The sequence below is a fragment of the Neosynechococcus sphagnicola sy1 genome (genome assembly GCF_000775285.1).
Classification (GTDB): Bacteria; Cyanobacteriota; Cyanobacteriia; order Neosynechococcales; family Neosynechococcaceae; genus Neosynechococcus; species Neosynechococcus sphagnicola.
Window position 1 is genome coordinate 55,368 of record NZ_JJML01000003.1, and the last position, 25,205, is coordinate 80,572.

General features: G+C 49.8%; 14 protein-coding genes. 4 read left to right on the plus strand and 10 right to left on the minus strand.

Annotation, left to right across the window (positions count from 1 at the left end; all coding sequences use genetic code 11):
- Nucleotides 1-83 precede the first annotated feature (83 nt).
- From DO97_RS01855 to DO97_RS24770, 8 genes are all read right to left on the minus strand, one after another.
- On the minus strand, nt 84-617 hold the full coding sequence (locus DO97_RS01855; RefSeq protein ID WP_036530713.1) for a chemotaxis protein CheW: 534 nt from the start codon (nt 615-617) through the stop codon (nt 84-86).
- 15 nt (nt 618-632) lie between these two features.
- A complete protein-coding gene (locus DO97_RS25670; RefSeq protein ID WP_239651365.1) occupies nt 633-1,538 on the minus strand; it encodes an ATP-binding response regulator in 906 nt (301 codons plus the stop codon).
- On the minus strand, nt 1,507-3,762 hold the full coding sequence (locus DO97_RS30605) for a chemotaxis protein CheA (protein ID WP_239651366.1): 2,256 nt from the start codon (nt 3,760-3,762) through the stop codon (nt 1,507-1,509). The genes DO97_RS25670 and DO97_RS30605 overlap by 32 nt, the downstream gene beginning before the upstream one ends.
- Before the next feature lie 8 nt (nt 3,763-3,770).
- The gene (locus DO97_RS20450; protein ID WP_052128281.1) at nt 3,771-7,430 is read right to left on the minus strand and encodes a GAF domain-containing protein; all 3,660 of its coding nucleotides are present in this window, start codon (nt 7,428-7,430) and stop codon (nt 3,771-3,773) included.
- A gap of 19 nt (nt 7,431-7,449) precedes the next feature.
- Nucleotides 7,450-10,893, minus strand: a complete 3,444-nt coding sequence (locus tag DO97_RS01870) for a methyl-accepting chemotaxis protein (protein WP_052128283.1) — start codon at nt 10,891-10,893, stop codon at nt 7,450-7,452.
- A 74-nt stretch (nt 10,894-10,967) separates the two neighbouring features.
- Nucleotides 10,968-11,462 (minus strand): chemotaxis protein CheW, encoded by a 495-nt coding sequence (locus DO97_RS01875; protein WP_036530715.1) that lies wholly within the window; start codon nt 11,460-11,462, stop codon nt 10,968-10,970.
- Nucleotides 11,463-11,466: 4 nt separating this feature from the next.
- Entirely contained in the window at nt 11,467-11,829 is a 363-nt protein-coding gene (locus tag DO97_RS01880; protein WP_036530717.1) for a response regulator transcription factor, read from the minus strand.
- A gap of 96 nt (nt 11,830-11,925) precedes the next feature.
- Nucleotides 11,926-13,326 (minus strand): response regulator, encoded by a 1,401-nt coding sequence (locus DO97_RS24770; RefSeq protein WP_036530719.1) that lies wholly within the window; start codon nt 13,324-13,326, stop codon nt 11,926-11,928.
- Between the two features lie 1,853 nt (nt 13,327-15,179).
- Between DO97_RS24770 and DO97_RS23555 the strand changes: the two genes are divergently transcribed.
- Both DO97_RS23555 and DO97_RS20455 read left to right on the plus strand, forming a co-directional pair.
- Nucleotides 15,180-15,626, plus strand: a complete 447-nt coding sequence (locus DO97_RS23555; RefSeq protein WP_156120387.1) for a hypothetical protein — start codon at nt 15,180-15,182, stop codon at nt 15,624-15,626.
- 167 nt (nt 15,627-15,793) lie between these two features.
- Complete coding sequence (locus DO97_RS20455; RefSeq protein ID WP_052128285.1) at nt 15,794-17,113, plus strand: glycoside hydrolase family protein; 1,320 nt, start codon at nt 15,794-15,796, stop codon at nt 17,111-17,113.
- Nucleotides 17,114-17,485: 372 nt separating this feature from the next.
- Here DO97_RS20455 and DO97_RS01900 read toward each other — a convergent pair whose 3' ends face one another.
- The gene (locus DO97_RS01900; RefSeq protein WP_036530721.1) at nt 17,486-19,114 is read right to left on the minus strand and encodes a helix-turn-helix domain-containing protein; all 1,629 of its coding nucleotides are present in this window, start codon (nt 19,112-19,114) and stop codon (nt 17,486-17,488) included.
- Nucleotides 19,115-20,208: 1,094 nt separating this feature from the next.
- Here DO97_RS01900 and DO97_RS01905 point away from each other — a divergent pair.
- Nucleotides 20,209-21,123 (plus strand): ParB/RepB/Spo0J family partition protein, encoded by a 915-nt coding sequence (locus tag DO97_RS01905; protein ID WP_052128286.1) that lies wholly within the window; start codon nt 20,209-20,211, stop codon nt 21,121-21,123.
- 111 nt (nt 21,124-21,234) lie between these two features.
- On the opposite strand, the gene DO97_RS01910 is transcribed toward DO97_RS01905, so the two are convergent.
- Entirely contained in the window at nt 21,235-22,851 is a 1,617-nt protein-coding gene (locus tag DO97_RS01910) for a helix-turn-helix domain-containing protein (protein ID WP_036530725.1), read from the minus strand.
- A gap of 780 nt (nt 22,852-23,631) precedes the next feature.
- Here DO97_RS01910 and DO97_RS01915 point away from each other — a divergent pair.
- Nucleotides 23,632-25,101 carry an efflux RND transporter periplasmic adaptor subunit gene (locus DO97_RS01915; protein WP_036530726.1) on the plus strand — a complete coding sequence of 490 codons (1,470 nt, stop codon included), beginning with the start codon at nt 23,632-23,634 and terminating at the stop codon, nt 25,099-25,101.
- Nucleotides 25,102-25,205: the final 104 nt, after the last annotated feature.

The following is a 25,205-nucleotide window of genomic DNA, read 5'->3' on the forward strand; positions in this document are numbered from 1 at the left end:
CATCCCGAAGACAACGATTTCCTGTCTGCTGGATGCCTTCTGAACCGTTCTCCCTGGAAAGTCCTTGCTAGCCTGAAAGACAACTAGCGAGTGAGTGCCGTGATTTGCTGAGGCTGAGACAACTGGTCAGGATCGAGCAAGAAAACAGGGGGTTGATTCGCTGCCTGAATCATCAAGGAACTGACACACTGGATATTGGCCTGGGAGAGGTAAGTGGTAGATAAGGGCATCACCGCCGCGATCGCCACCCGCCGTAACGTTGGTTGAGAATCAATGGGCAACCCAACCACTCCCCCCTGAGAGTTTTGCACAATTAACAGATAACGCTGGGGGGCAGCCGCTGCTCCCGCAGTGGTGGGTAAACTAGCAAGTCCCTGGTTGCTAAAGATGCGGTGTCCCACATCCACGACGACGAGTTCTTGGTCCTGGTAAATGGTGAGGCTGACCCCAGTCCCCTGAGGGTCACCGTAAACTTGACCGAGGGGGACTACTTTCTGAACCACCTGAATCGCGAGGGCAAACCATTCTTGTCCGAGACGAAAGACGACGAACTGCTCCGTCGCTTCCGCCCGATGTTTTTGCAGGCGTTGAAATCGCAGGGGAGAGAGGGCTGACATAGGAGAAGGGGCGCACTAAAGGGCATGGGACTGGGAAGCTGAGATCAGGTTTTGTAAACTTTGCAACAGTTCTGCTTCTTTGTATGGCTTGGTGAAGTAGGCAGCAGCCCCTAAACTCATTGCCAGTTGTCGATGTTTATCACCACTCCGGGAGGTGAGCATGGCGATCGGTAGCCATCGATGGGCAGGGTCTGCTTTAATCCGTGCCAAGAAACCATAGCCATCAAGGCGGGGCATTTCAATGTCACAGATCACAGCCTGCACTTGAAGGTCACCTCCGAGCAACTTTTCAACCGCATCTTGCCCATCCTTGGCCTGTTCTACCTGATAGCCAGCTTTTTCTAAGGTCAAGGCTAAAAAGCGGCGCACATTCACCGAGTCATCCACAATTAAAATACGGTTGGTGGCAATGGGACGCTGCTGGCCATCGGTGGCACTATTGTCGGCATTCAATTGGGGTATGCTCGACGGGGACAAGGTTCCCATTGGAGTGGCTCCTCCCTTGCTGGTACCATCGCCACCTTGATCATGAATCCAATCCAACAATTTACCAGCATCGACCAAGGGCACAATTTGACCGTCTCCTAAAATGGTGCAGCCAATAAAACCAGGAGACATGGGGATGGTTCCCTCCACTTGGCGGATGGCGACCTCCTGTTCTCCCCAACAGCGATCGACCTGAAACCCGACCAACTGATTCCCCTGGGCAATGGTTAATACCGTGGGTAGGTTGATCACAGGGGCTGATTCTGGATCCATGGACTGACGAGGGCAGTGGAACTTCAGCCACTGACCAAGATAGATCAGGGGGAGCAGATACCCATCCCGTTCCAGAATCGGTTGGCCCGTGGTGACAAGTACCTGATCAGCTTTCAGTAAGAACATTTCTTCAATGATGTCCGTGGGAAAGGCCAATCGCATCCCATTGCTTTCCACCAACAGCACCCGCAAAACGGATAGTGTGAAGGGAACACTGAGGATGAAGGTTGTTCCCACGCCGGGCTTGGTATTGACCTGAATTTCCCCCCGCACTTTTCTGAGATTGGTTCGCACCACATCTAAGCCGACCCCACGCCCTGAAACGGGGGGTGACCTGCTCGGCGGTGCTAAATCCGGGTTCAAAAATTAAGTCGAGGATGTCCTGATCACTAGCAGCTTCCAGGACATCCGGGGTATAGCCAAACTGTAATGCTCGGGCTCGCAGTTTCTCCAGGTTGATGCCCCCACCGTCATCGCTGAGGGTAATCAGGGTTTGGTTCCCCCGATAGGTGGCGCGAATTTCAATGAAGCCGACCTCTGATTTGCCCTGACTGCGACGGATGGCTGCATCTTCAATGCCGTGATCAAAGGCATTGCGCAGCAAGTGCATCAGCGGGTCACCCAGCGCTTCTAAGATGGTGCGATCAATTAGGGTGGCCGCCCCGTGGATTTTAAGTTCGACGGACTTACCGTACTGCAAACACAGATCTCTCAAGGCTCTGGGGAAACGCCCTACCAGGTCAGATAGGGGACGCATGCGGGCTTGGGTCAGGCTGGTTTGTAGTTGTTTGGCAGTGCGGTTGAGGTCACTGGCCGTTTGGTCAGTGTCTTTGAGGCTGATATCAATGTCGCTCGTGACCTCCTGTACCTGAACAATGGTTTCCATCACTTCCTGGGAGACTAGGTGCAGGTCACTGTAGCGATCCAGTTCCAACAGGTCGAAGTCAGCTGTATCACTGCTTGAGGTCGAAAACAGGGTACTGCCTCGGGCTGCGGTTACGGGTAGTCGGTGGGATGCTCTTTCCGTAACACTGCGAGTAGCGGGTCGGATGGACACTGCTTTCAGGTCATAGGCCGTTCTTAAGCGAATGTTCGACTGCTCAAGGGTACTGACTCGCTGACTCAGCATCCCAATTAAATTCCGCAGTCGCCCCAGATGTAAGTTCAGGGCATTGCGCTCGATGGTTAACTCTCCAAACAGATCATTGAGTTCATCCAGCCGCCGAACCGGGATGCGAACGGTGTTGTCTTCTGGCACCATGGCCGCCGCAGTTGCGTCTGCGGCAGGATGATTTCTAACGGAGGTCTGCACCTCGGAAGGTTGAAACAGGGAGGTGAGTGGCGGTGGGGGAATGGCCGGCGGCCGATCTTGCGCCGGAGGAACGCCTATGCCCATGAACATCTCGGCTTCAGGTTCGGCAATGTCGGAGATGGCAGCAATCGGTGCGGTTGAAAATTCCATGGGGTCAGCAGCAGCATTCCACTGGGATTCCATCTCTAAGGCAAAATCTGGCAGGTCTGCTGCTCCCAGGACATCCAACAACATCGATTCATCTAGGGACGGCTCTAACAGGCTATCCAGATTGAACAAATTCGTCGGGAAAGGGGTTAATTCTGCGGGAGTCTGGGGACTGTCCAGTTGAGTCGGCAGGACATCCCGTTGTCCCGCAATCACCAGTGCCTGAGCCCGCCGCCAGGTTTGCAAGGCCAGGGGAGCAATCTGACCCACTTGATCGGGGGGATGGGTGGTGAGTTCCTGGGCGATCGCCTGACATAGGTCTGTGAACGCATGCAGTTGCAGCATCTCTCCTAGGCCACTGAGCTCTTGGGCGATGATGGTCAATTCCTCATGCAAACAGGGCTGTTCGGGATGGTCAATTACCGATGCTAACCGTTGCAAACAACCCTCCACCTCTGATTCAAAGAGCAGGGCTACCATATCCTGACCGTCTTCCGAGGGCAGGAGGGTTTCCTCGGGGGGCACCTCCCCCAATTGTAGGTGCACTTGCTCAAACAGGGGATAGACGTAGGTTTCTAGCCACTCGGAGTCAACGTCCTGACCCTGGGCATTGCGGCTAATCACCTGTCCCAGGCAGTCCCCACCCCGCAACAGCAGGTGCTCTAAGGATTCGTCAACCTCTGGCCGCCGGATTTTCAGGATCTTGAAAAAGTCCTCTAAGCGATGGGCCAGGTCACTCAGGGTGAGAAACCCCATCATCGCTGCCCCGCCTTTGATCGAGTGGGATGCCCGTAGCATCCCATCCACTTTTTGCGGCACCACACCACTGGCTGCGAGACCCAACAGTGCCGTTTCAATGGTGTTCACGTATTCTTGCGCTTCTTCCAGAAACTGGAGCCGGATGATCAATTCCTTATCTTGGGACATACCGTTCTTTACCCCTGAGTATTAACCTTGAATGTACCCACCGACACTTGTAACTCCTGGGCGACTTTCACGGTCTGTTCCAGGGCTTGCGAGACTTGTCGTGAAGAGGCCGAGGTTTGTTCAGAGGTCTGGGCGATCGCCTGCATCAACTGAGCCACACTGTCAGAGGTCTGGGTTTGGGAAACGGTTGCCTGGGAAATGGCCTGCACCAACTGGTCAATCTGGCGAGACACTTCGACAATCTGTTCCAAACTCTGCTTGGCACCCTCCACCAGTTGGGTGCCTTCAACCACTTGGGTAGTCCCCACTTCCATCGCTGCTACCACTTCGCTGGTTTCCCGCTGAATGCTCTCGACAATCCGCTCAATCTCCTTGGTGGCCATTGCTGACTGCGCGGACAGTTGTCCAACTTCTTCAGCAACCACTGCGAAGCCCCGTCCTTCTTCCCCTGCGAGGGCTGCTTCAATACTGGCGTTAATCGACAGCAGCTTCGTTTTCATGGCGATCTGGTTAATCAGGGCCACCACCTTAGAAATCTGTTGGGAGGATTCCCCTAAGCGTTTCACTCGCTTTGAAGTTTCACCCACCGTATCCCGCAGTTGCAGAATACTCTGCACCGTGCGATCCATGGCAACTTCTCCAGCTTCGGCAGTGGTGGAAGCTTGACGTGCCACCGTCGCTGCCTGTTTGGCATTGTCAGACACCGTTTGGATGGAGCGAGACATCTGCTCCACGGAACTGAGGGTGCGGGTAATTTCATCGGCCTGCTTCAGAGCCTGGTCAGCCAGTTGACGAATCGCGCCTTCATTCTTGCCCACGGAGGTACTCACCTGCTGGGCGGATGCCTGCACCTGCACCACAATCTTACGTAAGCTGCCAATAATGGCATTAAAGAAGTCGGCAACGGTGCCAATATCCGCCGCTGTCACATCCGCCCGCACGGTTAAATCCCCACGGGAAGCCCCTTCCACACTGCTCAGCAGGTCAATTAACTGGAGCTGAATCGCTTCTTTCTGCCGCTGTTGTTCTTTGGCCAGAGCTTCTGCCTGTTGCCGTGCCACTTCTGAATCTTGCAGGAAGTTCACCCGGTCGAGGGACAACCCCACCAGGGTGGCTAACTGGGTGAGAAAGTCGATTTCTGACTGTTGCCAGACGTGGGGCCGACCGCAGAAGTGGGCAACCAGTAAACCATACAGTTGGTTGTTGGTCACAATCGGGGTCACCAGGTTGGCTTTAATTTGCAGCCGCTCCATCAGTTTCAAATGCTCGGGATGGAATCCAGCATTGAAAACATCTTTGGTGGGAACAACCCGTCCCTGACAATAGGCATCCCGCAATTGTTGGGGAATACAGGCATCTTCAATGGTGTTGTTTAGAGCCTGGGGCCAACCGGGGAGGACGGCTTCGGAGGCGACAAAGCCGCTCCAATCGCGGTTGAATTGGTAAACCACCACCCGGTCTGCCTGGAGGTAATCCAATGCTCCGGTGACGGCGCGATTAAAGACAAATTCCAAGTCCTGAGAGACCCTAGCTTTGGCGGCGGTGACTTCGGCAAAGAGTTGGGAACGCTTGGCTTCTAAGCTTTTCTGCTCCAGGGAAACCACCCGACTCAAGGACAGACCAATCTGACTGGCAAATTGCCCTAACTGGTCGATCTCCGAGGGCTGCCAAACATGCGGTTGGGCACAGTGGTGGGCAACTAGCAGGCCATAGAGTTGGTCACCGGCGACGATGGGGGTGACGAGATTGGATTTAATTTGCAGCCGCTCCATGAGTTTTAAATGCTGGGGATGGAATCCGGCATTAAACACATCTGTTGTGGGAACCACCCGTCCCTGGCGGTAGCTTTCTAGCAGGTCTTGGGGAATGCAGGGGTCTTCAATTTTGTCGGCGAGGGCTTGGAACCACCCTGGAGCTACTGATTCTGCTGAAACGTAGCCGCTCCAGTCGAGGTTGAACCGATACACCACTACCCGATCAACACCCATTTGGGTTCGGATATTTGTGAGCAACTGATTGAGTAAAACCGTCAGCGTCGATGACTCAGATTGGGCTATTTCTGCAAACAGTTGCGATCGCTGGGCTTCCTGTCGCTGGGCTAGGAGATTGGCCTCTAGGCGACCCACCATTTGGTTCATTTCTTGGGAGAGAATGCCAATTTCATCCTGGCTCTGGGTGTTTTCCAGCCGCATACTGGTTTCTCCACTGCCCACCTGCTCGGCAAAATGAGTCAGACGGCGCAAGGGTCGGGAGAAGGTACCCGCTAAGGGGAGCGCAATTAACCCCACCAGTAACAACATGCCACCGCCAATACCGTAGCCCAGGGCTCGCTCACGCCAGAGTAATTGATCCACCTCGGTCAAAGGCTTGCCCACAAAGGCAATCCCCACGGGCTTGGCCTCGGGGTTGAGTGCCTTTTGATGATCGTAGAGAGGGGTGTAAGCCGTCAGGTAATTGACGCCGACAATGTTGGTGGTTCCAACAAATTTCTCGCCCTGGTTAAGCACCTGGGCGGCGACTTCTCGGGACACCCGTGTCGCAATGGCTCGGGTGTTATCGGGCTTTTTGGTCACGGGATCGACATAGGGGACATTGGTACTGACCCGCCAGTCTTGGGCAAAAATCGTGGCCACCGGAATATCGGGATAGCGCTGGGTAAACTTATCGGGAATGCCAAAGTTACGATTCAGCAAGGAACCGACAACCACGGTTCCGGTGAGCTTGCCCCCGGTGCGAATCGGGTACACTGCCATACTTACCAGTCCGGCCTTGCCCCCATCGATGTTATAGGTGCCCTCGGGGAAGGGTTGTTTGGGTTCTGGCAACCCCTTGATGGCTTGAGGACGAATCCCAACATTGGCTTGCTTATCCAATCCCAACCGCTGGAGATAGCTTCCTTTCAGCAGTTCCATGCCTACAAGGGGACGGCCACGTTGCAATGCACTTTGGACAATGGGAATATCTCCCAGGGGAATTCCCACAGGCAGGGAGAGCAGGTGAAATGACTGGGGTTTCAGTGTCTCAGATGGAGCCGGGAGGGACGGAGGGGTAGTAAAATCTTCATCCAGCACCTGCACCGACTGAGCGACTGTTTGACCCTGAGCATTGGTGAGGATCTTAAAACTTTTCAGGGTTTCTGGATCGACATCGCTCCGCAGTTTGAGCAGATTCTGGAGAAATGGCTGGCGCGCCTGAACCTGTTCAGGGTTGTTGAGGTCAATGCCGGCTGACTGCACGTCTCCGAGAATTGCCTCGGCATCCGTCTGCACTTCTTCCTGGGTCCAGAGTACGTATTCGTCTGTAAACAGGGCATTTTTTTCAGATACGGACGCTTTAATCTGACGCAAGAACTGCTGAGCAGAAATCGTTGTCAACAACTGGGTAACAACCAAGACGGGCACTGCTGCGGTGGTCAGCAGCAGCAAGGTCAGCTTCCAGCGGAAACTGAGATTTTGCCAGAAGCCTAGAAGGTGGCGTTGCCCACGGGGACTGGGGGGTAAGGGGRAAGACGGTTGGGATTTGCCAACGCCTGTCTTGAATGGTGCTGCGGTGGTCACTGGCTGGGGCAGTTGGCTACCGCCATTCATCGAGTGACCTGGCGCAGCTAGATAGTTAGAGGTAGGAACACCGACGCGGCCGGAGTTGTTGCCCTGGGAATGATTCGTCATAGATCGATGATCTCCGTGATCAATTGGTGCCAACGCCACTGCCGACTTTGAATGTACCGACGGAAGACTGTAACTGCTGAGACACTTCTACGGTTTGCTGAAGTGATTTGGACGCCTGCCGCGAGGACTGGGAGGTTTGCTCTGACAGTCGAGCCACCTCTTTCATTAAGGTGGTTACCGATTGAGAGGTCTGGGTTTGGGAAACGGTTGCCTGGGAAATGGCCTGCACCAACTGGTCAATCTGGCGAGACACTTCGACAATCTGCTCCAAACTCTGCTTGGCACCCTCTACCAGTTGAGCCCCTTCAACCACCTGGGTGGTGCCTAATTCCATGGCCGTCACCACTTCGCTGGTTTCCCGTTGAATGCTCTCGACAATCTGCTCAATCTCCTTGGTGGCGGTTGCTGACTGCGCGGCCAGTTGTCCGACTTCCTCGGCAACCACTGCAAAGCCCCGTCCTTCTTCCCCTGCCCGTGCCGCCTCAATACTGGCGTTGATGGCCAACAAGTTGGTTTGTAGGGCGATTTGGTTAATCAGGGCCACCACCTTAGAAATCTGTTGGGAGGATTCCCCTAAGCGTTTCACTCGCTTTGAGGTTTCACCCACCGTATCCCGCAGTTGCAGAATACTCTGCACCGTGCGATCCATGGCAACTTCTCCAGCTTCGGCAGTGGTGGAAGCTTGACGTGCCACCGTCGCTGCCTGTTTGGCATTGTCAGACACCGTTTGGATGGAGCGAGACATCTGCTCCACGGAACTGAGGGTGCGGGTAATTTCATCGGCCTGCTTCAGAGCCTGGTCAGCCAGTTGACGAATCGCGCCTTCATTCTTGCCCACGGAGGTACTCACCTGCTGGGCGGATGCCTGCACCTGCACCACAATCTTACGTAAGCTGCCAATAATCGCATTAAAGAAGTCGGCAACGGTGCCAATATCCGCCGCTGTCACATCCGCCCGCACGGTTAAGTCCCCACGGGAAGCCCCTTCCACACTGCTCAGCAGGTCAATTAACTGGAGCTGAATCGCTTCTTTCTGCCGCTGTTGTTCTTTGGCCAGAGCTTCTGCCTGTTGCCGTGCCACTTCTGAATCTTGCAGGAAGCTCACCCGGTCGAGGGACAACCCCACCAGGGTGGCTAACTGGGTGAGAAAGTCGATTTCTGACTGTTGCCAGACATGGGGTTTGCTGCAGAAGTGGGCAACCAGTAAACCATACAGTTGGTTGTTGGTCACAATCGGGGTCACCAGGTTGGCTTTAATTTGCAGCCGCTCCATCAGTTTCAAATGCTCGGGATGGAATCCAGCATTGAACACATCTTTGGTGGGAACAACCCGTCCCTGACAATAGGCATCCCGCAGCTCTTGGGGAATACAGGCATCTTCAATGGTGTTGTTCAGAGCCTGAGGCCAACCGGGGAGGACGGCTTCGGAGGCGACAAAGCCGCTCCAATCGCGGTTGAATTGGTAAACCACCACCCGGTCTGCCTGGAGGTAATCCAAGGCTCCGGTGACGGCGCGATTAAACACAAATTCCAGATCCTGAGAGACCCTAGCTTTGGCGGCGGTGACTTCGGCAAAGAGTTGGGAACGCTTGGCTTCTAAGCTTTTCTGCTCCAGGGAAACCACCCGACTCAAGGACAGACCAATCTGACTGGCAAATTGCCCTAACTGCTCGATCTCCGAGGACTGCCAAACATGCGGTTGGGCACAGTGGTGGGCAACTAGCAGGCCATAGAGTTGGTCACCAGCGACGATGGGGGTGACGAGATTGGATTTAATTTGCAGCCGCTCCATTAGTTTCAAATGCTGGGGATGGAATCCGGCATTAAACACATCTGTTGTGGGAACCACCCGACCCTGGCGGTAGCTTTCTAGCAGTTCTTGGGGAATGCAGGGGTCTTCGATTTTGTCGGCGAGGGCTTGGAACCACCCTGGAGCTACTGATTCTGCTGAAACGTAGCCGCTCCAGTCAAGGTTAAATCGATACACCACTACCCGATCAACTCTGAGATCGGCGCGAACCTGATGGAGCAGTTGGTTCAAGCTGCCGGTTAGTTGGGCGGGGGTGGGGGACTGGGCAATCTCGGCCAGCAGTCGAGCCCGCAGGGTATCGGTTTCCTGTCTTTGGATGAAGGTTTGCATTTGATCCGCCATCTGGTTGAGGTTGGTTCCCAACACGGTCAGTTCGTCTGTCCCTGTGGTCATCCCCTCTACCCGTGCGTCCAGATTACCCTGCCCCAGTTTCTCCGCCGTGGCGGCAACCTCCAGAATTGGACGGGTGAATCGCCCTGCCAGGTAAGCCGCGATCGCCCCCACCAGTAAGGCCGTGATCGCTGACCCTGCCAGCAGGATCAGACGTAGGTTGTCCAGGGACGCAAACGCTTCTGTAGTCTCCTCGGCAACCAGCACACTCCAACCCAGTTTGGGCAGACCTTTCACCTCTCCTGCGGGAACGTAGGTAACCAGTTCCTGAATATTTTCTTTCTGATTCTGATAAATTTCGGTCACGAGCTGTTGCCCTGACTGCCAGCGGGGAAAGGTTGTAAAGTCTTTTTCCACTGGGAGACCCAGTTCTTCAGGGTGTTCCCCAACAATAAAGTATTTCCCCTGTTGATCCACCGCGAAGATTTCATGGTTTAGGGTGCTGCCCTGACTACCAATCGTTGTGTCTTTCAGCAGTGCTTCCAGGAGTTTCACCGGGGTACGGCTCCTGATCACCGCAATCATTTTGCCAGTGGTGGCATCGAACACCGGTGCTGCCAGGAAAATAGAATATTGTTTGGAGATCGCTGATTTGCGGGGAGGGGTAATCACGGGTTGGCGGGTTTTCACCGCTGCCTTAAAATAATCCCGAATTCCCAAACCAGTTACGGGTTCGCCGCTGGATTGCAAAATCGTGTTCCCCTGGAGATCTGCCACCGCAATGCTGTCATAGTTACCCGTAGCTTTAATAAATTCATCCAGAACCGCCTGCCGCTGTTCGAGCGGCACTCCAGCGGTGGCACTGGGATTTGTCAAAATTGTTAAGTGAGCAAGCTTCTGAATATCTGCATAGCGCTCAAGCATGAACTGATTCAGCAAATCGGCCTTGGCGTCTGCCTGGAATTGCTGCTCACGCAACACTTGCTCATGCACCCGTTGACTGGTGACCCCATAGGCCAGTGACCCGATCGCGGCTACGGGCACAATCCCCAGGGCGATCGCCAACACCGTTGCCTTGGTTCTCAAGCTTTGGCGCTGCCACCAGGTATGTCCTGCCTCCTGCGCCGTTGCCATCTGGATCTGGGGAACCGTTCTAGGCATGGAGACAGGGGAGGAGCTGGGAGGTTGTGGCGGGGAATCGGCACTGACACCCTCTGCGTCTTCCTGATTTTTGGTCTGCATCACTGGAGGAGGGGGAGGGGGAGCAGAGACGGCACGGCCGATGGGTTCGGAGGAAGGTCGCTGATCTTTTTGAGTCGTCATACTCTAGGTGCCTCAAGGGAAAATGAATCTACAAACGCTGCTGGAATTGCAGTAGACTTGCCAAAACGTAATTGCTAATGACTGTGCAGGAGGGGCGATCGGGCGATCGCGGCTGCATCCAGTACTAACAAAATCTGCTGATGATCCAGGAAGCATCCTTGCAAGTAGGGAACCAGCTTCGTTGCCACCACGCCCACTGGGGACTGAATTGCATCCGCCTGAACACGCATAACCCCCTCCACATCCTGGAGTGCCAACCCCACCAGGGATGGTTCACAGCGCAAAATCACAATGGAATAAACCTGGGAGAGCGGATTCAGGGGTTGAAGCCCCAGCATGTTTGCCAGATCAACCACCCACAGTGCCCGACTCCGCCAGTTCAACAACCCCAACAGATATGGGGGCATATTGGGCATGGGAGTCAGACGCTCCACAGGCACTTCTAGCACCTCTTGGGCATAATGCATGGCTAAGACTGCCGGAGTTTGGCGATCTAACTGAAATTTCAGGTAGGGATCGCCCACACTCTGAGGTTGGTTCCGCAGCAGCGAAAGGGGTAGCGCATTCATTGGGTTATGCCCCTACGGACTTAACTGCTTTCAAAAGTTCCTCTTGGGTAAAGGGCTTGGTGATATAGACATCAGCACCCTGCTTCATCCCCCACAGGCGATCGATCTCCTGATTCTTAGAAGAGCAAATCACAATCGGCACCTTCTCCGTCGCTGGGTTGCCTTTGAGGTTCCGGCACAGTTCAAACCCACTCATCCCCGGCATCACCACATCCGTCACAACAACGTCGGGCTTTGACTCAACCGCTTTGGAGAATGCTTCTTGAGCATCGGTTGCCTTGATGACGATGTAACCTTTGTCTTGCAGAAAGGATGCAATTAGCTCCAACTCAGAGGGAGTATCATCGACAACTAAAACGGTACTCATGGGAAACCTTTGTGAATGAACGATTAGAAGAACAACCTAGAACTAACATCCTTACTTTACTCAAGTCATGCTGTATCCCACCCTCCTGGGAACATCCTAAGAAAGGTGTTTGAATACTACTTTGAGTAAGCCAGACTGGGTAAAGGGTTTGGTTAAGTAATCCGATGCCCCCACCAGCTTCGCCCTTGCCCGGTCAATAATTCCAGTATGCCCTGTTACCATAATCACAGGTGTGGCCTTAAACAGGGAATGGTTGCGAAGGAGGCGACAGAGTTCGTAGCCATCGATACCGGGCATTCCCACATCCATCAATACTAAATCCGGCTTCACCCGCACAATTTGCATCAGTGCTTTCAGGGGATCCCCAATCGTCACAATCGTGATGCTTTCATCATTTAAGAGACGACTGATTTCATTCAACATCGCGGGACTGTCGTCCACGCAGGCAATGGTATAGGTTTTACGGAGAGTGGGCGAACTGGCAACCACAGCGCTGGGCGATGAGATGGGGGAACCAATGGGAGCCGTTGCGGTTGAATTGGGCTGGGGTGCAGCCTGGGGAATCACTGCCGCTGGGTTGCTGGGAATCCTGGGGAATCGATCAAAGGGCGGACGAGGTTCGCCGAGAAACAGAATTCCCTCAACAATATAAGGATGTAGGGTCTGCGCCAGTTGTAATTCATCTTTATTCAGCAAAGCCGCAAGGTGCCGGAAACTTAATCCCTTCAACACGGCTCCTAGCTTCTGCTGCAGCTCTTGGGAGAGTTGTTTTTGCCCTTGAGACTGACTACTAGACTGACTGAAAAAGTAGGGACGTTGGTACGGTGACCAAATCTGTGGACCTAGAACCTGCCATCCCCGAAGTCGTTGTTGGGCTTCCTCAATCAGTGACTCAACCTCCATCTTGCAAAATTTGGGATAGTGAGACAGTTGATCCTGATCAATAAATTCGCAGGTTGCCTGGGTGATCATCAACAACGATTCCAGGACTTCCTTGGAAATGGCTTCAATCAGCGTAGTTGCCTGTAAGGGGCTGAGAAGCTCCTCACTGAATAGCCAACAGATGGCTTGGTAAGAAGGATGGAGCGTGGGTGGATTGTTGGGCTGTGTCCATTCTTCAATCAAAGCTGCTGATTGTTCCGGGGTGATATATTGCTGGTTCAGCAGCCAACACACGGCCTGATAGCTCGGATCTTCCATTAATTGGGAGGAGGCGTTCCGAGAGTCATTGGCAAACAAATGGGACACTTGAGAGCGCTGTTCCTGGATCGCGGGGGAAGCCTGTAATCCAAGGCGGCGCAGCATGCGATCGAGCCGATCCAGGGGGGAAATAGAATCCGCAGCATAGACAAGCCTGCCTCTACTCAGGTGAAGTGTCCAAATCGTCCCAGAACTGACGACCCGCAAACAGCCATCAACGGCACTACGTGACAGCCGCAGCAGTGAATCTAAAATATTGCTGCCTTGTGATTCTTGAACAACTTCAGAGCGAACCATAATTTAAATCTCGTCCCGGTAAATGAATACAGAGATGACTCAGCGTCAGAAGCATTGCAATAAATCTACAAATATTAAAATATAAATTTCAATACGAATTTTTACGCAAGAACCCGAATAGAAGCACAAACAAATAGTTCATAAAAACTATTCACAAAAGCCTTACGCAGTAAAGCTTCTAGGTAATTCTATCTATAGTTCATTTGAACTTTTTCTTGTAAGTCAAGTCAGATTGCTATATGACAACAAAAGTCTTGAACGCAAAGTGTAAGATAGCAAGTTCATAGCCAAATTTAGTACAAAGGATCGACATGTTTACCTATAAGGGGCTAATTATTGAGAATGGAAGCAATAATTAGCCCCTTAGGAGTAGCATTTGTTGTGTTTCACCTTCAAGATTTAACGCCTTTGACTCAGCGCATATTCTGAGCATCTTAATGATTAGGCGCTTATCAGACCTAGGTAAGTGCAAGATAAACTCAGGCCGAACCTTGAATTAAACAGGAGTATTTTTACGGATTATTAAACATTGTGAAAACGACTGTGTACTCTCGCTTGATCTCCAATAATTTCAGGTTATCTCTTTTAATTAGGGCGAAATAATAAATTTCAGTCACATCTTGGCGTTATTTGTAAAGAAACCGTAAAGAACCAACTTTAATTATTAAATTATATCTTATTTAATTAGGGTAGGTGACTCCCGTACCTCAGTATTAATCCTGTACATTGGGTCAGTGTTAGCACCGATAGGCTCTTGGAGTTTCTTGTGATTTAGTTGCGGCATCTAGAGATCTGCAATTTTTCTGTGACTAAATCTAAGCCGCAGAAATTCCATTGAATCTAAAGCGTTTGTCTCACCTATTGTGATTGATGTTCTCACGACGCCAGCCTTGCAACGATCGCTGTCCTTTCCCCTGGAATGGAGGGCGTTTTTTACGGGTGAGCGTCAAGGGAGTAGGATTTCATTGATTTGCTACTGGATTCTCTGAGTTACTATACATGCTTCATAGCTATGAAGAAGTTGTGGCGAGTCGCCAGAGATCGACGCTGTCTTCTCATCAGCGGGTTGAATGGTGACCCAATGTATCGAAGTTTAACGACGCATTTTCCGCATTAATCAGGATTCATATAAAGTTTCATTGCAGATTGCGTAAAGCATTCCCGAATCAACTGACTTATCTACAGAACCACTTAAGAAAAAGAAGGAATCACCCAGGAGGGAAGACTTCTCAAGATTGGCCGTGACCCATCACCTTTGGTAAATTGCCCGAGGCTGAGTGTTGCGCGGAATTGAATCGGCGTTTTGCTACCAAAGAGCGATGGCCAAAGGCCGGTCGGAGACCATCGCAGTTAAATTTCTTCTTCCCACAGTCCACATAGTTTTTATAACGTCTCAAAACTAATTTCATAACGTTGTTATTCGAGCATTAGTCATCACTTTGCCGTCTATATTTTTATGGCCATATATTTCAGATTTTCGTCGTCTAAACGACTCCTAAAAAATGTCTATAAAGCTCAAAAGCTTTGCCAAAAAGGAATACAGATTTTTTAAAAAAAATTTAGTTAAAGACACTTACAGTACCTTGTTATTGTTGAAAACAAATGATATTCTTTCAAAAGATATTCGAATTTCTCTGGCATCCAGTTTTTTGTCTAATTAAGTAGACGAAATTGTGCGGTTCTCTAATAATTTATTACCAGTCATTTCTGGATAATCAGGCAATTATTCAAGAGTGAATTTAAAGCCAATCTATAGGTTTTTATATCTAAATGGCTGAGACAGATTAGCGTAAATTGGTTGTGAAGAGGTAATAAAGCAATATTGGTGTTTCACAAAATATAGAGGTAATAAAATGCCAGAACAGGATGTTCAACAACCAAAAACAAGTTGGTGGAATGAGCTTTTAGGATTTCTTTGGGAAGGAGGTTTTCGTTCATTAATCATTCTTGTATCTATAGTCGGCACGATATGGATCACTGTAAATAACGACAGTGTATGCAAGAACCTATCCTCAAATAATGGGACAGCTAATGGAGCTTCGTTAGCCCAAGGAAACCCAATTTGCTCTAAATATTTTGATTTGATATTTCTGATACTCGGTGGTTATTTCGGTATTTCTGTTCCTAGTAGCTCCTCAGGAAAACCCTTCGGGTTTTCTGAGCCTCATGCACCTGCTATCCCACGACCAGTCGAGTCTTCTGTTACACCACAACCGACAAGAAGGGAGAATGAAAATGTACCAGCATCTATAGGAGAAGGAGCAATAAAGCCGGACTCTCCTGATCAAAATAGAGGCTAATTTCAGAGCGGAATGTTGGAATGAAATTTTAGGTATTCAAGTGATCTCAAAAGAAACCGAAATGGCGATCGTTACCCCGAAGAGTATTCAGTAAATATCAGTTTTTTACCTAAGGTAGAATTGCCATAAATTTCTTCTGAGGAATGAAATATTGAGGGAGGTGAAAAATGAAGCCAAGTAAAGACTGCTTTGACCTAATTAAGAAATGGGAAGGTTTACACAAAAAACGTTCAGATGGTTTGATTGAATCATATCAAGATCCTGTTGATATATGGACAATTGGGTATGGCTCGATCAATAACCCTGATCTAGGACGACCTATTCAGCCCAATGATGTCATCACGGAAGCAACCGCCTTGCGATGGCTTGAACTTGAGGTTCAGGAAGTAGCGGAAGATGTAGATAACATTTGTAAAGTCTCTTTGACTCAAGGCATGTTTGATGCGTTAGTTTCGTTTGTCTATAACATTGGAATTGGGGCTTTTGGTGAGTCAACACTGTTACGAAAGCTAAATGAAGTTAGGGATTATGAAGGTGCTGCCCGTGAATTTGAACGTTGGGTAAATGCTGGAGGCAGAGTTTTACAAGGATTAGTAAATCGACGGGATGAAGAGGAACGTTTATTCCGTCGGGATGGCCTAAGTCCTGCGAGAAATCTTGTAACTTCTCCTTCTAACCCAATTTTACCCTCTTCTGCTAGTCCTTCATTGGTAGTGGAACGCCCTTATCAAGCTGCTCCAGTACCCTTACCATTTAGTCGGACACTCCTAATTGGTGACGTAGCTGAGGACTGCTATATCCTCAATTGTGCCCTTGCAGGCTTAGGTTTTCTGCGGATTGCTCCCCAACCTAATAAATTCAGTGAGGTTACCAAAAGTGCCGTTGAACTGCTTCAGAGACGGGAAGCGATCCAAATTGATGGCAAGGTTGGGCCAGAAACCAAACGAGCGATCGAAAACTCTCTCAAGCGGTCACGTGGACTTGTCCCCTCAGTCTCAACCCATGTTATTTGTCGTCTTACCCGAACTCGACAAGATACACCTGAGGGACTCGAATGGCTCAAACTTGAGTTTGTTGATCCCGATGATGGTGCTGTTGCCTCATTAAAGGTTATATCAGGTGCCCCTGGACACCAAAACTTTTTACTGTTCAACAACCCGGCTAGCGTACCAGGGAGTTTGCAGCCTATCCCTCAAGGGCGATATGCCATTGGCGATCTTGATTGGGCAGGAGGGAGGGACGACTATTCTATATCCCATTCTCATCCTTCAGATGGAATAGGCCCTGTGTTTGTGTCTCTTACCTGTCTGCAACCCGACGATCGTGATGCCTTTGGCTTCCATGGTGATTGGAATTGGATTACACGAGGAGAAAGTCCTGGGAGTGCGGGTTGCGTTTGTCCGACCAATCTTGCTGATCTAAAAGAACTCGTAAAATTACTACGACAGTTGAACCCACGAGTATTAGAGGTAGATTGGGGATTATGATTGTTATACCTAGCCGGAGTTTAGTTCCATCAGAGAAAAAAGGCAGTTTCTCAATATGAAGATGTCTACGGTGGTAGACAACCCAAATTTAAGTATTATTACGCCAGTTTAAATCTGAAGTGCATCAACAATAGGCTTAGTTGGTGTTGTGCTTGGAGGTGATGATTGCGGCGGCATAACAATTCAAATGCAGCGAACGGTTGAGAGCCACTGGTGCTGAGTTGGATTTCAACTGCCACGGATCTGTCAAGCAGTGAGACTGTAAATTAGTTTGTGTCAGAGAAAATCATTAAACTGGAAATCTATCTTCTCTCGACAGTCGATGGAATATGGTTTCATTGCTGACCTACTTTGATAACGCTTTATTGTCCTCTATCTGACTGCAAAGCGCTGTAGCAACTCAGACAACATCGCGTAGTCTTTTTCATTCAGTTGCAGCCGACCATTTTCAATATCACGAATCCAACTTTGGCTCTTGCCAACCCTATCTGCCAGCACTCTCTGACTCAGTTGGAGTTTTTTTCTGGCTGCGGCAATTTGTGGCCCGGAAAGCAACGATGTGGATTGGTGGTGTTTGCGCTCTTGTTTTCTGTATTCTTCTGATGTTTTTTTAGCTATTTTGGGTGACTGCTGTGCCCAATCGTCTGGAATTTCAAATTTCAGCAAACGAGCATTCATCAGCCGCTGCCACTTGTTACGGGGAGCGGCATCCGTTAAGCGGTGATCACGGCTACCATCGCTCGTCCAAAACTCTAAAGCAGCCTCGGCATCGTCTGGTAAGTCTGCTAGCTTTACCCATAGGGGCTGAATTTCAAGTGGATAGGTTAATGGATCAAAAATAGGTTGGATCTGGTAGCGGTTTAGCACTTCGAGATCACTTTCAAACGATCGCACCAACCGTTTGCGCTCTTCTCGTTGGGAGCCTGCTTTGAGCAGTCGTTCTTCGCCATAAGCAATCCGCATCAGTGTCGGTACAGTGATCCGTTGTTCAGTGCCCATGCGAGTTTTGAATAGGAGCCACAGCATAATCCGAGCAACCCCTTCATGTTGCTGCCAGATGCTCATCACATTCATCAACAGCGATTTGGGCAAGGTGCCGTACTGATAAAACGTGGTTCCTTCTTTGGCACCCTGTCGATTGAGAAAGAACTGGGCCCACTGTCCCGCCTTGACTGTAAAGGTCAATCCAGTCAAGTGCTTACACCCTAGATCATCCTCTTGAAAGTGTTGGTGGGTGTTAATCAGGTGCCATAGATGACTTTGAGGCACCGTGATCTTTCTGAATCTGCCCTGCGGTGCCCAGTCAACCGTTACCAATAGTTTGCAGGGTTGTTCAACCAGATCTTTGATCAACGTTAGCTTTGCCAGTTTACTCAGGTCTTTGCGCTTGCTTAAGCCCAAATAGTCGGAAATTTCTTGATCGTTGACCGTAAAAGACTGCTCCCAAGGACGCTCCAGAGACGTTGCATAGGCAGCGTACATAAGATGTAGACATGCCGATCGTATATCCCAAGAGGCGATCGCGGTTTCAGCTGCTTTCACTTCTAAGACGGCAGGCGAGTCTGGAGTGCAGGTAGGAATACAGGTATCCGTCAGGCAAAGCGTGACCTCACCTCTACCGCCACTGACCTGCCGCCGATGACAGAGGTTACCCGACTCATCTGGCTGCCAGGGTAACGACTGTCGTTGTGCTAGCACATTACAAGCTTCCCAAACGACAATGGCAGATGCAAAGGGATGGGTTTTGCCATTGGAAAAGAGCCTAGGACTCGTATTCACTTTAGTATTAACCTTGCATCGACCTTTCTTTGCCTGTAATGGCACTGGCACATCGTTTAAACAGATCGAAGCACATAACGGTTGCTCATAAAAACCTTCACAGTTATTGCACAACATCGGATCAATCCAAAGTTTTTCGCCCTCTTGCTTAATGGCAGCTGTAGGACACAATGGTACGCAGTCATTACACTGAGTGCACAGGCTTGTAATGGTATAAGCCATAGTTGTGTGTGATTACCTCAAAGTGAGCCGTGAACTTAAAGCTTTAGTCTCGTTATCTTTAGTGGATGTTTTAAAAGTCCGATTGCGGGTATCAAATTCTACCATTCCCCCTAAATTCCCTTGAGAAATTAGGGGGAATGGTAATTCAAAATCCCTCTGTTGATGGATGCTTTCAACTTCCCTCAGAGTCGGAAGCTAGGAGCGATCGCTGAGTACTTAGGATCAGAAATCTTATCTTTTCAAACCCCCTCTTAGTGTCGTTCCACCTGTTAGCTGCAAAATCTGTTGTGCTTGGTAGTTAAAATTACAGCTAAAAGGACAAAAACTGTCTGTGCAGGTCCTGAAAGCTTTGATCAAATCACATTGCTGTATCATCAGAAACCGTGAAGCTGATCACATTCACTTGACTACATTGATTCTGGCGTTTCCTCAAATCTATAATTTACGTTTCTCTAATACTATTTCTAATCTAGAAATACATTTTATATTGTTCAGTAGAAGCTATTAAATGGTTTCTTAATAATTCCAAAATCGTCGAAAAGTTCGTTTTTATTCTGGCTTTCTCTATAGACTTTATAGTTTTAATTCATACGTAATTTTTGTATTTATACCGGATCTCTGTGCAGCGTCATATTGAATTGGTACTAGATTATTAATTAAACACTTTGTGTTTTTTTCACTAATGCCTCCATGGCCATCTTGTCTAGATTGTGAGCAAGGATTTTTATGAAATTCTTGCTCACAGAATCTCTGATCCTCACAACTAATTTTAGATCGCTATATGGATATAAATAAACTTTTTGAAATTGGCGATACCGATGGCAAAATTGCCTCTGTTCAACGGATGTGGAAGTTTCGCCAAAATGCTAGTCCCTGCACCCATAAAGACTCATCCCCATGTCAGAAAAAGCCTGTACCCTCCCCCTAACTTCTGCCTAAACTCACCGCATAGAATGCTTTGAGCGGTTGAGTACATCGCTAATGGGTTTCACAGATTTATTGGCAATGAGAGGCGCTGACTGGTTTCAACCGTCTGATATAAGCAGAGAAGTTACATTCATGATTTAGTCTTATTCGGCTTGCTGGAGGCAGTCATGGTGCAATCCCATGTTCGAGAAACAACAAATCGAGAGACTACGAATGTTGCTGAGTGGGTTTCACTGGTGTCGATCAAAACTCGTGAACAGCCGCGTCATTACTTTGACCCAGAGAAGCTAGAGCAGTTGGTGCAATCGATCGCACAGCATGGCATTTTAGAGCCGTTGCTGGTGCGCCCTTTGCAGACCAACCAATATGAGCTGGTGGCGGGCGAACGACGGTACCGGGCTGCGCTTAAACTCGGTCTGTCTGAGGTGCCAGTCGTTATTCGGCAATTGAATGATGAAGAAGCAATTCAATTAGCCTTAATTGAGAATCTACAGCGTGAAGATCTGAATCCGATCGAAGAAACAGAAGGCGTATTACAACTACTTGCTTTCAGGTTAAAGATGCCAGTGCAGGCAGTGCCAGCCTTGCTCTATCAACTGAAAAATGCACTTGAAAAGGGTGATGAGGATAGGAATAACGTTATTCTTAATAAGAAATTAGAGCAAGAGCGAGAAATTCAGTCTGTTTTTCAAACATTGGGACTGATGAGTTGGCTCTCTTTTACGTGTAATCGGCTACCGTTACTCAACTTGCCCAGCGAGATTTTGGATGCCATTCGCTGCGGTAAGATTGCCTACACAAAAGCGCTGGCGATCGCCCGCATCAAAGATAAAACTCAGCGCCAGACCTTACTTAAGCAAGCCATTGAAGATAATCTTTCCCTCAATCAAATTCGAGACTCGATTAAAGGAATCAAGCCAGAACTAGAGCTTCAATCCCCCAAAGCCATCGTGACAACTCTGCATCGACGGTTGTTGAAGGCGAAGTTATGGGAAGATCCTCAGCGGTGGACGCAGGCACAGGCACTATTTTCTGAACTGGAAGCGTTGTTAGATCAAGCATCGCAGAACCCTTCACGGTAAAGCAGGCAGAAGCTACAAGAGGGCTGCATTCTGGCTCCCGACTACTAACTGCTCTCAAATGCTTGCTTTACACTTTTACCCAGCGTTGAAGAAAAGATGGGGGTGAGGACGTTATGGATTCACACCCAATACTTTGGATAGAAGCTGTTGCTCTTTGAACCCAACCTGGAGGCGACCACTTTCAATATCACGCACCCAACTTTGACTTTTGCCAACATGGGTTGCCAAATCTCGCTGGCTAATTTGCAGATTTTTTCTAGCCGTAATAATCTGTTGAGCCGAAAGGGGCGATCGCGGCTGCATCGGTTCCTTGCGTTGAGCTTGGCGTAGCTTCCTTTGCATGGTTTGGGTCGCCTGGGTGGTCTGGCTCTCCCACCCATCAGGCAGCTCAAAACATAAAAGCCGTGCGTGCAGCAACCGCTTCCATTTATCACGCGGAGCCGCATCAGTCAAACGGTTATGGTTGCTGCCATCATTCGTCCAAAATTCTAGGGCAGCTTCAGCATCATCGGGGAGGTCTGCCAGTTTTGCCCACAACGGTTGAATGTCGGTCGGGTAGGTGATGGGATCAAAGACTGGCTTCAGTCCATAGTGATTGAGCACTTCCAGATCGCTCTCGAACGATCGCAGCAATCGTTTGCGCTCCTCTCGTTGAGTTGCCGCCAGAAACATCTTGGCTTCTCCATAGGCAATCCGCATCAGCGTTGGGATGGTCAAGCGTTGTTCACCCCCCATTTTGGTTTTGAACAAGAGCCATAGCAACATGCGACAGGCACCATCATGCTGCTGCCACAGGCTTGTCACGGTTTCTAGAAGGGATTGAGGCAAACTACTGTATTGGTAAAAGGCTGTACTTTCGCTGGCGCCCCGTCGATTGAGAAAGTATTGCGACCAAGCTCCGGCTTGAACTCGGAAGGTAAGTCCAGTCAGATGCTTGCAGCCTAGGTCATCTTCCTGAAAATGATGCTGAATGTCGAGCAAATGCCAGAGGCGGCTCTGTTTGAGCGAGAATCCTCGCACCTGCCCTTGTTGAAACCAGTGAATGTCAAGTTGGAGCTTGCAAGGCTGCTGCACCAAGGCTTTGATTAAGGTCAACTTGGCAAGCTTGGTCAGGTCTTTGCGCTTTTCCAACCCTAAATAGGCTTCAATCTGACGATCGCTGATCACAAACTCCTGCTCCCAGGGTTGCTCTAAAGCCATCGCGTGAGCAGCATAAACCAGGTGCAGACAGGCGGCTCGTGCATCCCAATTGGCAATTTCAGCCTGAGCCGCTGCGCTCCCCAGAGTCACGGGAGCGTCTGAGTCGAGGGCATCCGTGAGTCGGAATGCGATCGCGCCCCGTCCACCGCTCACCTGCCGCTCGTAATAAAGTTTCCCCTCTGAATCACTTTTCCACGGCAGTGATTGGCGTTGTGCTAACACATTACACGCCTCCCATACAGCGATCGCAGAGGCAAAGGGGTTACTTTTGCCATTGGCAAAGAGATTGGGACTAGGCAGCATCCGGATGGTCGTTTTGCAACGCCCTTTCTTTGCCTGTAAAGGCATGGGTGGCAGATCAATCGGACAAGCACTCACGCATTGGGGTGCCTCAGCATAGCCCTTACAGTCATTACATAACATTGGGTCAATCCAGAATCCCCCCTCCTCATGTTTAATGGCATCCTGGGGGCATTGGGGAACGCAATCTCCACACTGCGTACAGCGGTTTGTAATAGTATGTGCCATAGGGTTAACAGGGTGAAATATAAACTTGACTGAGTTCCCTTCCCAGTACATCACCTGAGATGGCTTAGAACGCGATCGCAAATGCCAAACGGTTGCCTTGATTCAGTAAGCAGCCTGATAAGTGAGCAAGAAGAATCAAACAACAACCTCAACCCACTTCGATCAACAGCTAATTAAATTCTTATTTGTAAGTAAAAATGCAGCCTAATTTTGTTCAGTGTAAGCGATTCAATACTTTCTTAAGATTGTCGCCCACAATATGTTCACTGCAAGCAGTTCTGGGTTCCATTCAGTAGCATTTGTTACCGCTGAAAATGTTATCAATTCATCCTGTTTGAACTTGCTGTGAGTACTTTTAACCTGAATGCAACAGCGATTGTCACAGTCAGGACGCGACGGATAAAGCACCCTCTAGGATATGCCCTAAAACAGTGGGAAAAGATAGTCCTATTGCTTAAAGGATGGAAAATAATTACTCTTTTTAGAGGTCTTGCCAAATACGGCTCCTAGAATCAGGCTTTTTCTTTATCCTTTACCTAAGTACTCTACCCTCAAAATATCCGATTAAAAATGAACCGTTTGATTGGTAGTTCAGTCTAGAGACTGAGGCGGTTCTTTACTATACAGGGCACTTCTATAGCAATCCGACCTAACTTACAAATAAAAAGATCAAATGAACTATAGGTTGAATTACCTGCAAGCATTCCTAAGCAAGGCTTTTGCAAATAGTTTTTATGAACTATTCATTTGCATTTCTATTCGGACTGCCATAGCAATCTTATGACTCAGTTTGCTTCTTCCTTTCGATCTACGACCTTGGCTCTAGCCCATCCCATTCATCTCTTTTGGCGCACGAGATGGATGCTATTGGCCGGAGCGGTATTTACCCTCACTTCTAGCTGTGGCTTTTTGCCCAAAGAGGCTGCTGAAGCACAACAGCGGCGAAATGGCAACAGCCGCGATCAGGGATCGCCAACTGTTGATGTGGCGATCGCCCAAACAGAAGCCCTACGCCAACCCAGAGAATATACGGGCACCACCCAACCCATACGGGAAATTTCCCTGCGATCCCAGGTGGAAGGACAGCTTTTAAAACTGAATGCCGATGTGGGCGATCGCATCCAGTCAGGTCAAACTCTGGCTCAGGTAGATGATTCTTTCTTGGAAGCTGTTGTGATTTCTGCCGAAGCAGAACTCTCTGCTCGCCAAGCCGAAATTGCTCGCCTGCAAACCCAGGTCAAAGAAGCAGAAACCCAGGTTCAACGTGCTAAGTTTCAACTGCAACAGGCAGAAACCGATGCCAAACGGTTTGAAAACCTGGCACGAGATGGAGCAGGCACCCAACAACAGGCAGAACAAGCTCGCACCAATGCCCTATCGGCAAATGAGGTTTTGCGTTCCACAGTGGCACAGGTTACCAGCCGCCAGCAAGAAATTGCCTCAGCTCAGGATCGTGTGATTGCCCAGCAAGCGGTGATTGCCCAAACTAAAGAACGTCAATCCTATGCTGTGCTGAGGTCACCCATCAGCGGATTTGTGGTGGCACGGGCTACAGAAGCAGGAAATTTGGTGCAGCCAGGAACCGAGTTGCTCAAATTGGGCGACTTCAGCAGTGCCAAAGTGATGGTGCAAGTTTCCGAATTGGAGCTATCCACGATTCGGGTTGGGCAATCAGTCCAAGTGCGGTTGGATGCCCAACCCAATCGCCAACTGATAGGCACCGTTGCCCGCATTTCTCCAGCCGCGAATCCCACTTCCCGATTAGTGCCTGTGGAAGTTACCATGCCTAATCCTACTGGACAAATTGGCAGTGGCTTGCTGGCGCGGGTTGTTTTCCAGAGCCGTGACGCACGCAACATTGTCGTGCCTATAGCAGCCTTGCCAGATCTCCAGAAACAACGGCGATCGCCTAATTCAGCCTCCTCATCTCAGACAAAACCAGACCCAGGTAAATCCCAGAGCAAGGATGCTACCCAGGGTGAAAATGGAGGGAACCGGTTCATTGGAGCGGACAACTCCAACCAACCCGCAAAACCAGCCCGTAGCACCCTATTTGTGGTGACTGGCGAGGGCGACCAAGCAACGGTGCAATCGCGTTCTGTCATGTTGGGCAAACAACTGGATGCTAAAGTCGAAATTTTGTCTGGCTTAAAACCGGGCGATCGCTACGTCGCTCGCAGCAGCCGTCCCCTCAAAGATGGCGAGAAAGTACGCCTTAGTATTCTTTCAGAGAAACCAGGAAATAAATAGAGAGTAGGCATCCATTACTACGGAGCAGGAGTCAGGAGTCACGGGGGTTGGTGCCAGAGGTCAGCCAAATCAAATCCTCCCTCCACCGTCACACGGAAACAAGC

Excerpts from the sequence above, each read along its gene's own strand:
- DO97_RS01880 (WP_036530717.1), bottom strand. The coding sequence starts at position 11,829 with ATGAGTACCGTTTTAGTTGTCGATGATACTCCCTCTGAGTTGGAGCTA.
- DO97_RS20455 (WP_052128285.1), top strand. The coding sequence starts at position 15,794 with ATGAAGCCAAGTAAAGACTGCTTTGACCTAATTAAGAAATGGGAAGGT.
- DO97_RS30605 (WP_239651366.1), bottom strand. The coding sequence starts at position 3,762 with ATGTCCCAAGATAAGGAATTGATCATCCGGCTCCAGTTTCTGGAAGAA.
- DO97_RS01870 (WP_052128283.1), bottom strand. The coding sequence starts at position 10,893 with ATGACGACTCAAAAAGATCAGCGACCTTCCTCCGAACCCATCGGCCGT.
- DO97_RS01900 (WP_036530721.1), bottom strand. The coding sequence starts at position 19,114 with ATGGCTTATACCATTACAAGCCTGTGCACTCAGTGTAATGACTGCGTA.
- DO97_RS01910 (WP_036530725.1), bottom strand. The coding sequence starts at position 22,851 with ATGGCACATACTATTACAAACCGCTGTACGCAGTGTGGAGATTGCGTT.
- DO97_RS01855 (WP_036530713.1), bottom strand. The coding sequence starts at position 617 with ATGTCAGCCCTCTCTCCCCTGCGATTTCAACGCCTGCAAAAACATCGG.
- DO97_RS24770 (WP_036530719.1), bottom strand. The coding sequence starts at position 13,326 with ATGGTTCGCTCTGAAGTTGTTCAAGAATCACAAGGCAGCAATATTTTA.
- DO97_RS01905 (WP_052128286.1), top strand. The coding sequence starts at position 20,209 with ATGGTGCAATCCCATGTTCGAGAAACAACAAATCGAGAGACTACGAAT.
- DO97_RS23555 (WP_156120387.1), top strand. The coding sequence starts at position 15,180 with ATGCCAGAACAGGATGTTCAACAACCAAAAACAAGTTGGTGGAATGAG.
- DO97_RS01915 (WP_036530726.1), top strand. The coding sequence starts at position 23,632 with ATGACTCAGTTTGCTTCTTCCTTTCGATCTACGACCTTGGCTCTAGCC.
- DO97_RS01875 (WP_036530715.1), bottom strand. The coding sequence starts at position 11,462 with ATGAATGCGCTACCCCTTTCGCTGCTGCGGAACCAACCTCAGAGTGTG.
- DO97_RS25670 (WP_239651365.1), bottom strand. The coding sequence starts at position 1,538 with ATGCGATTGGCCTTTCCCACGGACATCATTGAAGAAATGTTCTTACTG.